This window comes from Micromonospora sp. NPDC002296 (genome assembly GCF_040296145.1).
Lineage (GTDB): Bacteria > Actinomycetota > Actinomycetes > Mycobacteriales > Micromonosporaceae > Micromonospora.
In genome coordinates this window covers 14400-28167 of sequence record NZ_JBEOWQ010000054.1, presented here as the reverse complement: position 1 = coordinate 28167, position 13768 = coordinate 14400, and the positions used below count along the sequence as shown (strand labels likewise).

General features: G+C 73.1%; 13 protein-coding genes. 9 read left to right on the top strand and 4 right to left on the bottom strand.

The window, feature by feature from the left end:
- Positions 1 to 143: 143 nt before the first annotated feature.
- Positions 144 to 1349, bottom strand: a complete 1206-nt coding sequence (locus ABT023_RS26015; protein ID WP_350889018.1) for an ATP-binding protein — start codon at positions 1347 to 1349, stop codon at positions 144 to 146.
- Between the two features lie 236 nt (positions 1350 to 1585).
- Between ABT023_RS26015 and ABT023_RS26010 the strand changes: the two genes are divergently transcribed.
- Positions 1586 to 2635 (top strand): trypsin-like serine peptidase, encoded by a 1050-nt coding sequence (locus ABT023_RS26010; RefSeq protein ID WP_350889017.1) that lies wholly within the window; start codon positions 1586 to 1588, stop codon positions 2633 to 2635.
- A 146-nt stretch (positions 2636 to 2781) separates the two neighbouring features.
- Complete coding sequence (locus ABT023_RS26005; RefSeq protein WP_350889016.1) at positions 2782 to 3015, top strand: hypothetical protein; 234 nt, start codon at positions 2782 to 2784, stop codon at positions 3013 to 3015.
- A gap of 28 nt (positions 3016 to 3043) precedes the next feature.
- Here the strand turns inward: ABT023_RS26005 and ABT023_RS26000 are convergent, their stop codons facing one another.
- Together ABT023_RS26000 and ABT023_RS25995 are read right to left on the bottom strand one after the other, a co-directional pair.
- The gene (locus ABT023_RS26000; RefSeq protein ID WP_350889015.1) at positions 3044 to 4249 is read right to left on the bottom strand and encodes a chitosanase; all 1206 of its coding nucleotides are present in this window, start codon (positions 4247 to 4249) and stop codon (positions 3044 to 3046) included.
- A 426-nt stretch (positions 4250 to 4675) separates the two neighbouring features.
- Positions 4676 to 5905 (bottom strand): PucR family transcriptional regulator, encoded by a 1230-nt coding sequence (locus tag ABT023_RS25995; protein ID WP_350889014.1) that lies wholly within the window; start codon positions 5903 to 5905, stop codon positions 4676 to 4678.
- Positions 5906 to 6162: 257 nt separating this feature from the next.
- Here ABT023_RS25995 and ABT023_RS25990 point away from each other — a divergent pair, with 257 nt between their 5' ends.
- From ABT023_RS25990 to ABT023_RS25960, 7 genes are all read left to right on the top strand, one after another.
- Positions 6163 to 7080, top strand: coding sequence for a dihydrodipicolinate synthase family protein (locus ABT023_RS25990; protein WP_350889013.1), 918 nt, complete (start codon positions 6163 to 6165; stop codon positions 7078 to 7080).
- A gap of 177 nt (positions 7081 to 7257) precedes the next feature.
- Positions 7258 to 9303, top strand: coding sequence for a M6 family metalloprotease domain-containing protein (locus ABT023_RS25985; protein WP_350889012.1), 2046 nt, complete (start codon positions 7258 to 7260; stop codon positions 9301 to 9303).
- Positions 9304 to 9394: 91 nt separating this feature from the next.
- Positions 9395 to 9829 (top strand): hypothetical protein, encoded by a 435-nt coding sequence (locus ABT023_RS25980; RefSeq protein WP_350889011.1) that lies wholly within the window; start codon positions 9395 to 9397, stop codon positions 9827 to 9829.
- Positions 9826 to 10407, top strand: a complete 582-nt coding sequence (locus ABT023_RS25975) for a TlpA family protein disulfide reductase (protein ID WP_350889010.1) — start codon at positions 9826 to 9828, stop codon at positions 10405 to 10407. The genes ABT023_RS25980 and ABT023_RS25975 overlap by 4 nt, the downstream gene beginning before the upstream one ends.
- A 223-nt stretch (positions 10408 to 10630) precedes the next feature.
- Complete coding sequence (locus ABT023_RS25970) at positions 10631 to 11869, top strand: glycosyltransferase family 4 protein (RefSeq protein ID WP_350889009.1); 1239 nt, start codon at positions 10631 to 10633, stop codon at positions 11867 to 11869.
- A gap of 166 nt (positions 11870 to 12035) precedes the next feature.
- Entirely contained in the window at positions 12036 to 12470 is a 435-nt protein-coding gene (locus ABT023_RS25965; RefSeq protein ID WP_350889008.1) for a VOC family protein, read from the top strand.
- A gap of 102 nt (positions 12471 to 12572) precedes the next feature.
- Positions 12573 to 13043: a hypothetical protein gene (locus ABT023_RS25960; protein WP_350889007.1), complete on the top strand. Its 471-nt coding sequence runs from the start codon at positions 12573 to 12575 to the stop codon at positions 13041 to 13043.
- Positions 13044 to 13119: 76 nt separating this feature from the next.
- Here ABT023_RS25960 and ABT023_RS25955 read toward each other — a convergent pair whose 3' ends face one another.
- Complete coding sequence (locus tag ABT023_RS25955) at positions 13120 to 13650, bottom strand: SRPBCC family protein (protein ID WP_350889006.1); 531 nt, start codon at positions 13648 to 13650, stop codon at positions 13120 to 13122.
- Positions 13651 to 13768 lie beyond the last annotated feature (118 nt).

Sequence of the window (13768 nt, the reverse complement as noted above, 5' to 3'; positions counted from 1 at the left end):
CGGCGCGCGACGAAGGGGCCCGGCGCGGCGTGGAAGCCGCTGCGCCGGGCCCGGCCGGCTTGATCTCCGCGAACCTCGCGTGGCGCAGCAGCCCCGCGATCGTGGTGACCAGGCGTCCCAGCTCTGGACGCCCCCACGCCCGCTCAGCCGGCGCTGGTTCGGGCCTGCTCCGGCCATCGCACCGTGGGCCCGGCGACGGCCGGGCGCATCCGGGACAGCAGGGCCGGCGCGAGGGCTCCGGCCTGCCGGGCCGGATCGGTCGGCCCGCGCAGGCGCGGCGGCCGGACCCGCTCCGCGGCGGCCCCCGGACCCCGCGTCGGCTCGGCGGCCGTCGGGTTCGGTGTGGCCAGCCCGAGCGTGCCGCGGGCCGCCGCCCGTTCCGCGGCGGCGCGCAGGGCGAGCGGGCGCGCCCCGCAGCGCCGGACGAGTTCGTACGCGGCCTCGGGCTCCGCGTCGACCCGGTCGCCCAGCAGTCCGCGCAACAGTTCGACGGCCGCCTCGGTACTCAGCGGACCCAGCTCCAGCCGCCGCGCGCCGTGCCGGACGACCAGATCGGCCAGGTTGTCCCGGCTGGTCACCAGGACCAAACAGCCCGGTGACCCGGGCAGCAGGGGACGGACCTGCTCGACGCAGGACGCGTTGTCGAGCAGCACCAGTGTCCGGCGGCCGGACATCCGGGTCCGGTAACAGGCGGCCAGCGCGGCCGGCGTGCCGGGCAGCTCGGCACCGACGACGCCGAGGGCGTTGAGAAAGGCGGCGAGCACCTCCGTCGACGACGGTGGCTGACCCGAGCCGTCGCCTCGCAGGTCCACGTAGAGCTGGCCGTCGGGGAAAGCCCCGGCCACCCGGTGCGCCCAGTGCACGGCCAGGGCCGTCTTGCCGATCCCGGCCGCCCCGGTGAGCAGCACGGTCATCATCGCCGCCCGGTTCGTCGCCTCGCCGAGCAGCCCGTCCAGCACGCCGCGGAGCTGGCCGCGCCCGATGAACGGCAGGATGTCGGGGGGCAGCTCCCGGGGCACGGGGACGGTCGCCGCCGGCGCCCACGCCCGGTCCTGCGGCGTCGGGTCCACCGGGCCGACACCGTCGCGGGCCTGGCAGCGGTGGGCCCGGCACCACAGGTCGGCGAACTCGTCGACGTCGCCGCCGAGCACCCGGACGATCTCGCGCACCACCTCCCAGCGGGCGAGGCGCGGGCGGACGAAGGCGGCGTGGACGGAGGTGGGGTTGATCCCCGTGGGCCACCCCTCGGCGCGGGTCAGCCGCTGCAACCGGCGCATGCTCGGTTGGCCGGCGGCGACGTGCAGGTCGTGCAGCCGCTCGTAGAAATCGGCCACGGGACCCGTTGGCACGAACGGACGGGTGAGCCGACCCATAGGCGTTTCTCCCCACGTATTCGACGCTGGTTCGGAAGCGGATACCAGTTTCTATCACTCTCGGCGTCGACGCCATTGCCCTGGGTCATGACGCCGACACACTGTCAGCGACGGAATTAACGCCCCGATCCGCTTCCGTTCATGCTTCTCGGCTGGCCATGCTGTCGCCAGCGCTTAGACAAGCGCCAATTCCATCACTAGAAGGAGAACGAATGCACTTTCCGGACATCCGGCGCGTGACCCGGGTCGCCGCGACCGTGACGCTCGCCGCGGGAATGGCCCTGGTCGGAGCCGGCACCGCGCAGGCGGCCCCGGCCCCCGACGCCCCCGCCGGTACGTCGGTCAGCACGGCGTCGGCGACCGTCTCCGCCTCCGCCGCCCGCAGTGGACTGACGACCGCCGAGCAGGCCAGCAACTACTGGACCCCCGAGCGGATGCGCACCGCGATCTCGGCGGACACCCTGGTCAAGAAGGCTCCTGCCAGTTCCGGTGAGAGCCTGCGCCCGACCGGCGCGGCCCGGTCCACGCCGCCTGCCGCGCCGACCGTGAGGGCCGCTGCCGGCCGCGTCCCCGCCGCCGGCGGCTCCATGGCCGCCAACGTCGCCGCCTCCGCCACGGTCGGCAAGGTCTTCTTCTACAACCCGGCCAACGGATTGAACTACGTCTGCTCGGCGGGCACCGTGAACAGCGGCTCCAAGCTGCTCGTCATGAGCGCCGGGCACTGCGTGCACGGCGGCAGCGGCGGCCAGTGGATGCAGAACTGGGTATTCGTCCCGCTGTACAACTACGGTGCCGAGCCGTATGGCCGCTGGTCAGCGAAGTATCTGACGACCTTCAATGTGTGGATCAACGACAGCAACCTCGACCGGGACGTCTCCTACATCACGGTGTGGCCGAACGGCTCCAACCAGCGGCCCGTCGACGTGCTCGGCGGAAACGGGCTCTCGGTCAATTACAGCTACGACCAGGCCGTGACCATTCTCGCCTACCCGGCGGCGCCCCCGTACGACGGCGGCTGGCAGCAGTACTGCCAGGGCACGACCTACCGGCCCGGCATCTGGCCGTTCCAGGAGAACAAGATCGCCCTCGGCTGCGGCTTCACCGGTGGCTCCAGCGGCTCGGTCTGGCTACGGCTTTACAACGACGCGTACGGCTACGTCAACGGCATCATGAGCACGTTGGACGGCAACGGGGTGAACCGGAGTTCGTACTTCGACACCGCGATCATGGACGTCTTCAACTCGGTGGCGAACCGCACCTGAGTCACCCGGCAGGGTGAAACGCCGACCCCGACCGCGATCCGTGGGATCCGGTCGGGGTTCGCGCGCGTCCCACCGAGGTGCTGCTCCGGTCGCCGGCCGGAGACCGGAACGGTCGAAGCGCCGGGGTCGGCGGAGAGGAGCGGAAGATGAGGAACGGGTGGGTGGTGGTCGTGGGGGCGGCGGTCGGGGTCGTGCTGGTCGCCGTCGTGGTGGCCGGGGTGGTGACGGCCCGCGGGCCCGGGCCGGCGGGCCAGCCCTCGGCACCCACGTCCACCGGCGACGTCGGAACGGCCAGCACGCGCCTGCCGACCCCGGACAGCTCCTACTGGGACCCGGACCGGATGGGCAGCGCGCTGCCGGCGCCGATGCCGACCGAGTGAGACCGCCCGCGCCCTCACGGCTCTCCGGCTAGCCGATCCGGTACTGGTCGCCGTAGACGGCGAAGACCAGCGGCGTGTTGAGGTCGAAGTTGCCGTTGTTGAGGAACACCCGCTGGGCGGTGTCGACCCGGGACGTGTCGGAGTGCGCCGCCTCCTTCTTCATCTCGACGACCCGCTCGTCGAGGAAGGCGTTGAGCCAGGTCCGCTCGTCGCCGCCCTGGGCCGGCGGCTTCGCCCGGGCGAGGGCGCGGCTGCGGATCGCCCGCATGCCCTCGTAGCCGTGCATCACCGCCGCGTCGTAGTAGGCGAACTGGCCGAGCGCCCGGACCCGGTCGGCCTTGCCGTCGCGTACCGACGGGTTGAAGTACACCCGGTCCCGCTCGGCCTCCTGGGCGGCCTGGAACACCCCGTCGGCGGCGGCGGTGCGCCAGTCGCGGGGGAAGTTCGGGTCGAGGCCCGCGTGCGAGTCGGTGCCGTTGACGCTGCGCAGGGCCGGCAGGTACGGGGCCAGCACGTTGCCCGGCTTGGTGGCCGTGTACGCCTCGACCAGCTCCAGCATGTCGCCGGTGCCGGAGCAGAAGCCGATGATGCCGGCGGTGTAGCCCCGCCCGTCGCCGATGTCCTCGATGTAGGAGAACTGGGCCCGCCAGTTCAGCGACGAGTTCTCCGCGGCGGAGACGAGCTGCATGGCCACGTCCTTCTTCGCTGGGTTGTCGAGGTTGACGCCGGCGGGGGCGGACGGGCTGGGGGTGGCGCCCCCGCCGGGCAGGGTCCACCGCTGGTTGGCGCTGCCGGCGCAGGTCCAGATCTGCAACCGGGTGCCGTCGGCCGTGTTCCGGTCCGTGACGTCCAGGCACTTGCCCGAGCCGGTGTTGACCAGGGCGCCGTTGGACGCGCTCCACCGCTGGGCGCCGGTGCCGTTGCAGTCGTACAGCTGGACCTTGGCGCCGTCGGCGGTCGACGCGGCGGTGACGTCCAGGCACTTGCCGAGCGCGCGGATCGAGCCGTCGGCGTTGCCGGCGGTCCAGACCTGGGCGGCGGTGTTGTTGCAGGCGTAGAGCTGGACGGCGGTGCCGTTGGCGGAGCCGGCGGCGGCGACGTCGACGCACTTGCCGCCCAGTCCGGTGATCGGCCCGGCGGTCGCGGCGCTGGCCGTCGGCAGGCCGTAGCCGACCACCGCGGCGGGGACCAGCAGGGCCGCGGCGAGGTAGGCGGCTGTCCTCTTGGCTGACATGGCACTCCTAGGCTGGGGAACAGGCGGTGTCGCCGGCGGCCGGCGGCCTGGTCGGGGGTCAGCCCTCCGTGGGCCCCGGTTGTCAAGTGTGCTCGTGGTCGGCCCGGGCCCTGCCGCCGCAGGCGTCGTCGTTCGGGTACGCGCCGGGACAGGTCCCGTTTCAACGACCTGACGGCGCGCCCCGGGCGAGAATGTGAGAATGCGGCACGGGACCGGGCCTCCTTGGGAATTGTCGAGGTCCCGCGACAATTAGGAAACTCTATTAACAAATAGCAGTGCGTCGATGCACTGTCAATCGTTTCGTCTGCCCGGCGCCACTGCGCTCTCCCCGGTTTCGGGCCCCGCGCGACGCTCGTGCGTGCCGCCTGATCGGGGGCCGCACCCCGGAATCCGCTCCGGTCCGTCGGCCGTCCGGGCCGTCGTCGGTCACGCCGTCCGGTAGTGGCCGGTGAGCCGGCCGAGCTTCATCGCCAGGTGCAGGCACAGCCGCTCGTTGCCGTCCTTCAGGTCGGTCCCGGCGAGCTGCTCGACCCGTTGCAGCCGGTAGTAGAGGGTGGTCCGGTGCAGCCGGAGCCGCTCGGCGGTCGCGTGCGCGTTGCCCGCCAGGTCGAGGTAGGCCTCCAGGGTCTCCAGCAGCACCTGGTGGGCGTCGTCGCGCAGCAGCCGTTCGAGCCCGGGATGCACGCCCGCGACGTCGAGGTGCTGGCTGTCCAGTCGGGACAACACCCGGTAGATGCCCAGGCCGGCCCAGGAGACCACCCGGCCCAGCGCGGGAAGCTGCGTCCCGACCCGGGCCGCCTGCGCGGCCTCCTGGTAGGACTCGACCGCGTTGGCCAGCCCGGCGCGGGGCTCGCCGATCCCGGTCACGGTCCGGGCCACCGAGGCCAGCCCCCGGGTCGCGGCGCCCAGCGCCTCGTCCAGGTGGCCGGCGGAGACCTCCGGCGAGGGGCGGCCGGCGACCCGGTCGCCGCAGATCAGCAGCACCCCGTGGTCGTGCCAGACCAGGTGCAGCGTCTCCCGTACCCCGATCCATCGGCGGGTGGTCACCAGGGCCTGTTCCAGGGCGATCCGGGCCACCTCGTCGGGCTGCCGCCCGCCGGCCGGCACGAGCTGGGCGACGAGTGCGACGGTGGTCCCGTCGCCGGCCACGGTGCCCTCCTCCAGCAGCGCCCGCGCCGCGTGTTCGCGGGCCTCCCGGCTCTCCACCAGCAGCGTACGGGTGGCCTCGGTCTCCCGCTGCGAGGCCAGCTCGCCGAGCAGGTTCTCCCGGTACAGGGCGAGCGACAGGTCGGTGAAGGCGCCGGTCGCGGTGGCGATGTCGGCGGCGGTCATCGCGCCGTCCGCGTCGATGAACCAGACGAATCCGAGCAGCAGGTCGTCGTGCCGGATCGGCACACAGACCCTCGGCAGCAGGTCCAGCTCGGCGCACGCGGGGGTGCGGACCGGCTCGCGCGCCGTGAGCACGCCCATGCCCCGGAACCAGGCGATTACCTCCGGCGTCGTCTGCCGGCGCAGGATCGACATCCGGCGGACGTCGTCCATCGGGCCGTCGTGCTCGCTGTAGGCGACCACCCGCTGCCGCCGGTCCTCGATGAGGGCGGGCCGTCCCACCCGGGCGGCGACGGCGTCGACGATTCGCTGGAGCTCACCGTGCATGGATCTCCCCTGGTTGCGCCGCGCGACAGGAGCCGCACGACCGCCAGTCCTTACCCTCCGGTGCGGGTGGGTCCCCGCGCAAGGTCCACTGTCGAAGTAGCGACAAAAGGACGGGCGGCAGCGCGCCTGTTCCGGCATCTGTCCGAAGACCGGCGGTGAGGGACGTTCCTAAGGTTCCGGTACGACCGCGCCCGGCGCCGGCACGCACAGCGCGGGTGGCGTGACGGGCGGTGCCGGCGCGGAGGAAGGATGCCCGAGTGAGAGCTGGTAGGCCCTGGCGGGGCGTGCTGGTGGACGTCACCACGCCGTTCCGCGACGACCTGTCGGTCGATCTGGACCAACTCCAGGAACACGTCCGCTGGCTCGCCGACCAGGGGTGCCACGGGGTCGCGCCGTGCGCGTCGGTGGGGGAGTACCGGGCCCTCTCCGACGACGAGCGGACCGCCGTGGTGCGGGCGACGGTGCAGGCGGCGCCGTCCGGCTGCGCGGTGGTGCCCGGGGTCGGTGGCTACGGCAGCCGGCAGGCCCGGCGCTGGGCGGAGCAGGCCGCCGAGGCCGGCGCCCACGGTGTGCTCGCGCCGCCACCCGACGGGCACGTTGCCCGCGACGCCGACGTGGTCGCCCACTACCGGGAGGTGGCGGCGATCGGGCTGCCGGTGGTCGCCCACAACGAGCCGTACGACACCCGGGTCGACCTCACGCCGGATCTGCTGGCGACCATCGCCGAGATCGACGGGATCGTCGCGGTCAAGGAGGTCACCGGCGACGTGCGCAGGCTGCACCGCCTGCGGGACCTCTGCCCACACGTCGACGTGCTGGCCGGCGCCGACGACGTGCTGCTGGAACTGGTGCTGTGCGGCGCGGCAGGATGGGTCGCCACCCTGGCCAACGCGCTGCCCCGCGAGGCCGTGCGGCTGTACGAGCTGTGCGTCGCCCGCGACCTGGGCCGGGCGCTGCCGCTCTACGCCGAGCTGCACCCGCTCCTCGGCTGGGCCTCCCGGCCCGAGTCCGTGCAGGCCGTCAAGCTCGCCATGGGATGCGCCGGGCGGTTCGGCGGCCGGTGCCGCCCACCGCGTGGGCCCCTGCCCGGGCCCGCCGCCGAGCGGGTGCGCCGGGACGTGCTGCGGGCCCTCGCGGCGACCGCCGAACCGGCTTCCGGGGGCCCCGCCGGCTGATCCCCTGGTGCGCGCCGGTCCTTCAGGTGTCGGAAGTCGCCGCCCCACCTGCCGACATCTGCACGGTGACCAGCCCCGGCCCGCCCTCCTAGATTCGCTGCGCGGCCTGCTGACAGGTGTTCCGCGATCCCCCACCGGGATGCCCGGCACCGCGTTTCCCCGACGAGAGGTGGTTCCGTGCACCGTGCTACCCCCAACCGAACGCGGCTGAGGCGTTCCCTGCTGGCCGCGGCCGTGGTGACCACGCTCGTGGCGACCGGGGCGGCGCAGGCCGCCGCGGCCCCGGCCAACCCGGCCGGCGGCACCGCGCCGTTCCAGGTCCTCGACCCGCAGGCCTGGCAGAACCCGGACACGATGACCTGGAACGACTACAAGGCCGTGCCCGGCAAGAACTGGGCCGACCCGAGCGTGTCGGGTTCGGTCCGCAACTTCAAGATCGCCCTGGTGGCGCTCGACTATCCCGACCAGACGTTCGCGGTTTCCCAGCGGGCCCGCTCGACGGTCTTCGGCAACCCCCAGTCCGTCGCGACCAACATCCCCCGGGCGAACGTGCCGAAGTTCTACCAGGACTTCCTGAACACCCCGAACACGCTGAACAAGGGCCACACCCTGCACGAGTACTGGATGCAGGACTCCAACGGCCGCTACGGCGTCGACCTCGCCGGGTTCGGGCCGTACCAGATGCCGGCGAAGTCCCACCAGTACGGGCTGGACAACAGCTTCAACCCGGGCGCCTGCCCGAGCGGGGACGTGTGCGGCAAGAACATCCGCACCGACGGCCTGGGCGCCTGGCGGGCGGCCGTCGGCGAGGAGGTCGCCAACCAGTACGAGCTGGTGTTCATCCTCAGCGCCGGCCAGGACGAGTCGTCGACCTGGCAGGAGTTCGGGCAGATGATCTTCCAGAACAAGGAGGACGTGCCGGACGCCTGGGGCCCGCCGGACCCCAACCTGCCGAACTGGGCGAAGACCCGCTACGTGGACTGGACCTCGTGGAAGGCGGCGGCGACGTTGTGGCCGAACGCCGGCGGCGGCTCCTCGACGCAGGGGGAGAGCTCCGGCATGGGCGTCTACGCCCACGAGCTGACCCACCTGCTGGGCATCGGCGACAACTACAACAACCCGTACGGTGAGCCGCTGCGCAGGGCGTACACCGGCATCTGGAGCATGATGTCGCGCGGGTCGTTCAACGGCCCGGGCGGCCCGCACACCCGCTGGCAGATCCCGCCGACCAACGGCGGCTCCATGGGCTCGCTGCACACCGTGCGGGACAAGCTCAAGATCGGCCTGCTCGGCGAGGAGCACGTGCTGCGGCTGTCCCGGGAGTCGCTCGCCTCCTCGGGCATGGTGGTCGCGCAGGTCACCGCCCGCGCGGTCGACGCCGGCCCGAAGGGCCTGACCGGCGTGAACATCGCGCTGAACAAGGACCTGTCGCCGACGTGCGGCGTCAGCACCGATCCGCTGTGCGACGGCGGCAACTTCAACAACTACACGGTCGAGGTCGTCGACCGGATGGGCGCGGACTCCTTCACGCCGGACAGCGGCGTGCTGCTGAGCAAGACGAAGAACGCCGACAGCGCGCCGTACCAGTGGGTGGTGGACGCCAACCCGCAGGACATCGACATGATCGACTTCTACCGTCCGGACGGCACCCCGCAGAAGATCACCATGGGTGACTACCGGCAGCTCTCCGACGCGCTGTTCCACGCCGGCGCGGACACCGGCAGCCAGTACGAGTACGTCGACGAGGCCAACCGGCTGCACTTCTACATCATCGATCTCAAGCGGGACTCGGCCGGCTCGCTGTCCTACACGGTGGCGGTGCGCTCGCTGGACGGCACCGGCGGCCCGAGCAGCCACGGCGTGACGCTGGGCAAGGGCGAGGTGACCGGCGGCAGCAAGCCGACCAACCGCGGGGCGACCTGCTCGTTCGAGCTGACCAACACCGGCTCGTACTCGGCCGGCGGGCAGCAGCACCCGGAGAACGTCAGCGCGTACCTGAAGTCGGACGTCTACCGCCTGTCGGCGGAGGTGGCCGGCAAGGGCTGGCGGACCTGGCTGCCCAACCAGCTCGCCACCGCGCAGTTCGGCAAGTCCACCACGGTCAAGGTGTCGGTGGGCGCCACCGCCGCCGCCGCGGACGCCGGCTTCGTGAAGCTCACCGCGACCTCGGAGAGTGACCCGACCAAGACGGTGACCAAGCAGTGCCGGGTCGAGAAGTCCTGACCGGCACCCGAGGCTGACCCCGTTCCTTCCGGGGCCGCGGCGACGGACAGCCGCCGCCGCGGCCCCGGAAGGCGGGCGGAAGGAGGACGACGTGCGGCGAGGCACCCTGACGCTGCTGCCCCTGCTGCTTGCCGGCGCGACCGGCTGCGGCACCGTCGACGCCACGCAGGAGGCGGTCTCCCCGACGACGGTTCGGGTCCTGGTCCGTGACATCAACATCCGGGCCGAGGGCGTGGACTGCGCCGGCACCGGCCCGTACCTGCACTTCCACAACCGGGCGCCGTTCCGCGTGCTCGACCCGGACGGTGCGGCGCTGGCCACCGGGCGGCTGTCGGCGGGCACCTCGGTGGCTGCCTTCGCCGAGGACCTGGGGGTCGAGCGGGTGCCCACCTACTGCGAGTTCGCCGTCGGTGTGCAGGTGCCGCAGCGGGCCTCCTACCGGCTGGAGGTGGACGGTCGGCCGGCGCTCGACCTGACGCCGGACAGCAGCGAGGGGCCGGCGCTGGTGGCGGTGGTCCCGTCATGAGGCGACTGTTCCTGCCGCTGCTGCTGGCGGTGGCGCTGTCGGGCGGGTGCAGCACGCCCCCGCCCGAGCCGCCCGCGCCGGCGCCCGCCGGCGGAGCGGCGACGCTGCCCGGCCCGGTCCCCGCCGACCTGGCGTTGCGCCCGGCGCCCGGGTCCGCACCGGCCGCCCCGGCGTTCACCGGCACGCTGACCGACGGCACCCCGCTCGCCGCCGCCGACCTGTGGGCGCAGCGTCCGGTCGTGCTCACCTTCTTCAACTCCTGGTGCACCACCTGCGCCGGCCGCCAGGCCGCCCTCAGCGAGCTCGCCCGCAGCTACCGGGACCGGGTGGTCTTCGTCGGCGTGGCCGGCGCGGACCAGGCCGACGAGGTCCAGGACTACCTGCGCGCCCACCGGGTGGAGTATCCGGTCGTCCTGGACGACCAGCAGACGATCTGGCGCTCGTACGCGGTGCGGGAGCCACCGGCGGTCGTGGTGGTGGCCAAGGGTGGCGCGCTGCTGCGCGGCTGGCCGGGGGGCCTGGATGCCCCGGAGCTCGACCAGCGGCTCCGGGAGCTGGTGCTGGCCGGCCAGCCGTAGCCAGCCCGGGTGGAGTTCGGCGGCTCCACCGCCTGACCTGCCCCTCAGTCGTCAGGGGACGGACACGCTCCGTTCTCAAGGCAGCGCAACGGGTACGCGGGATGGCCGGACGTGCTGCTCAGGCTGGCTGTCCGGCCCCTGTCCGCCGGTCCACCGATGATCTAGCGTCCCGTGCGTCTGGTGCCTGTTCGCCACCTCGGGCGCAGCGAACCTAGGGGGGACAGTGCCGTTTCGTGAGGACGCCGTCGAGGCGACCAGCCCTTTCCGCCACGACCGCTCCGGGCCGGGCGCGACCCGGCCACCGGGCTGGCGCCCCCTGCGGGTGGCGATGATCGGGCAGAAGGGCGTGCCCGCCACCTACGGGGGGATCGAACGGCACGTGGAGGAGATGGCCAGCCGGCTCGCCGCGTTCGGCCACGAGGTGACCGTCTACTGCCGGGACAGCTACGGCGACGTGTCCGCCGAGCAGTACCGCGGCATCCGGCTGCGCCGGGCCCGCACCGTCGCCAGCAAGCACCTCGACGCGATCGTGCACTCGACCACCTCGACCCTGGCGGCCCTGGCCGAACGGCCCGACATCGTGCACTACCACGGGCTCGGCCCGATCCTGACCGCCCCGCTGGCCCGCTACGCCTCCCGGGCGAAGGTGGTGCTCACCGTGCACGGGCTGGACAACCAGCGGGGCAAGTGGGGCCGGGCGGCGCGTGCCGTGCTCGGCACCGCGTACCGGCTCAGCGCGTACGTCCCGGACGCCAGGGTGACGGTGTCGCGCGGCCTGTCGACGCACTACGCGACCCGGTTCGGGCGGCCCGCCCGGTACATCCCCAACGGGGTGACAGCCCCACGGCACCTGCCGCCCCGCCAACTCGACGGCTTCGGCCTGCGCCCCGGCGGGTACCTGCTGCTGGTCGGCCGGCTCGTGCCGGAGAAGGCGGCGGACCTGCTCGTGCGGGCGTTCCGGCGGCTGCCCACCGACCTGCGGCTGGTCGTCGTCGGAGGTTCCTCCTTCACCGACGACTTCGTCGCCCGGCTCCGCCGCGAGGCCGGCGACGACCCGCGCATCGTGTTCACCGGCTTCGTCTACGGCGAGCAGCTCGCCGAGCTGTACTCGCACGCGGCGGCCTTCGTCCAGCCCTCCCGGCTGGAGGGACTGCCGCTGACGCTGCTCGAGGCCGCCTCGTACGGGCTGCCGGTGGTGGCCAGCGACATCGAACCGCACGTCGAGGTACTGGAACGCGACGCTCCCGGCCGGCGGTTGTTCCGCGACGGCGACGGCGACGACCTGCTGCGGGCGCTGGCCACCGTGACCGCCGACGTGCCTGCGGAGCGGGCCGGCGCCACGCTGCTGCGTGACCGGGTGCTCGCCGAGTACAGCTGGGACACGGCGGCCCGCGACCTGGAGCGGCTGTACCTCGAGTTGGCCGTCCCATCGCCCCGCCGACCCGAGGCCCGGCGCCGCTGAACCGCCGGCAGCCCCGGAGCAGCAGGGTGCGCGGGTCTGCGGCCGTCGCGCAGCCCGGAGGCCGCCACCCCGGCCCCGGGTTACCGGGTCGTGGACAGTGCGGCGATGCCGCTCAGCGTCGGCCGCTGGTGGCTCGACTGTCGCAGGTGCGCGATACGGTCCTCCCATGGCAGCCAGGATCGATCTGACGCTCGACTGCGCGGACGCGCAACTCATCGCCGCGTTCTGGCGGACGGCGCTGGGCTACGTCGACGAGCCGCCGCCCGCCCCCTTCGCGACCCGCGCGGAGTGGCTCGCGCAGTTCGACCTGCCGGAGGGCGACTCCGAGGACGACGGCGCGTGGCTCTGCGACCCCGACGGCATCGGTCCCCGCCTCTCGATCCTCCGGGTCCCCGAGCCCAAGACGGTGAAGAATCGGCTGCACATCGACGTCCGGGTGCCGGGACACGGCGGTCCCGACGAGCGGTGGGCACGGATCAGGGCGGAGTCCGAGCGCCTGGTGAGGGCGGGCGGGAGCGTGCTGACGCAGTTCGACGGCCACCACGTGACGATGGCCGACCCGGAGGGCAACGAGTTCTGCGTCGCCGCAGCCGCGCCCTGACCGGCCGCGCAGCCCGCACCACCGCGCAGGGGATCGCGCCCGATGTCCTGTCTTCCCTACGCCGCTCCGCGTCCACCGGCGGCGGATCGATCGGAGACTCCCGTGGGTGTTCTGTACGACTACTTCCGGGCGGCCGACGACGAGGCGGTCGCCGCGTCGATGGCCGCCACGAACGGCGGCCCGCTGGTGGGGGCGGCAGCCCTTCCCGAGGTGGACGTCGTGGAGGCCAAGGGCATCGACCCCTCGGTCGTGCTCGGCCAGGCCGTGTCGCTCGCCCTCGACGTCCCGTGGGACGTCGGCCTCGTCGACGACCGGCTCATCTGGCCCGACGCGGTCACCGCGGCAGCGGAGCACGACGGGCCCTGGGTGGTCCGGCTCGGCGACCGCGCCCGTGACGTGCTCGCCGCGCTTGCCGAGGACCGGCTGCCGGCCCTCGCCGACCGCTGGTCACGGATCGACGAGTTGTCCTGGGGCGAGCCGGTTGACATGCTGCCCGTGCTCCGGCGACTCGTCGGGCTGGCCCGCCGGGCGCAGGCGAGTGAGCAGCACCTCTACTGCTGGATGTCGTTGTGACCGCGCGGGGCTCGGTGCTCTGACCACGGAAGTCGGCGCGGGGCTCCTTCGTCCGTGGCCGGAGCGATCAGAGCAGTCAGCGGTCGCTCTCCGCGAGCTCCTTGATGTTCTGCAGCCCCGCGTCCATGTTGGCCCGCAGCTGGCCGAGCCGGAAGGCCACCAGATCCTCCTCGCTCTCGGGCACCATGTCGATGAACAGGCTGATCCCGGAACGGCCGGGGCCTATCCGGGCCGTCTGCCGCAACCGGGTGCCGGTCGTCTCGGGCGTGATCTCGAAGCACCAGGTGGCCGCCGGCTCGGTGTGGTCGCCGTCGGGCCCGGCGAACCTGCCGTCCACGTCCAGGACGATCCACCCGAACCGGCGCTGCTCCTCCAGCTCCACCACCCGGCAGACGGTGCGCCACTCGCCGATCTGCTCGTGGCGGTTGTAGCCGACGAAGCTCGCCCCCAGCTTCGGGCGATCCGCGCCGTCGATCCACTCCACCCGCTGCAGCTCGGGACTGAGCCGAGGAGGCAGGTGGATGTCGGTCACGAGATCCCAGACCCGCGGCGGAGCCGCCTCGACGTAGAGGTCACATGCCACGCTCGGGCCGTCGGTGTATCGCACGTTGCCGCCTTCGGTGTCGGGCTGGGCCGCCCCGGTCGACCCGTCGTGGACGGAAGGGGAGCCGGGTGCCGCCACAGGGGCACCGACCGCGCGGCTCGCGGGACGGTGCGGTGGGCGG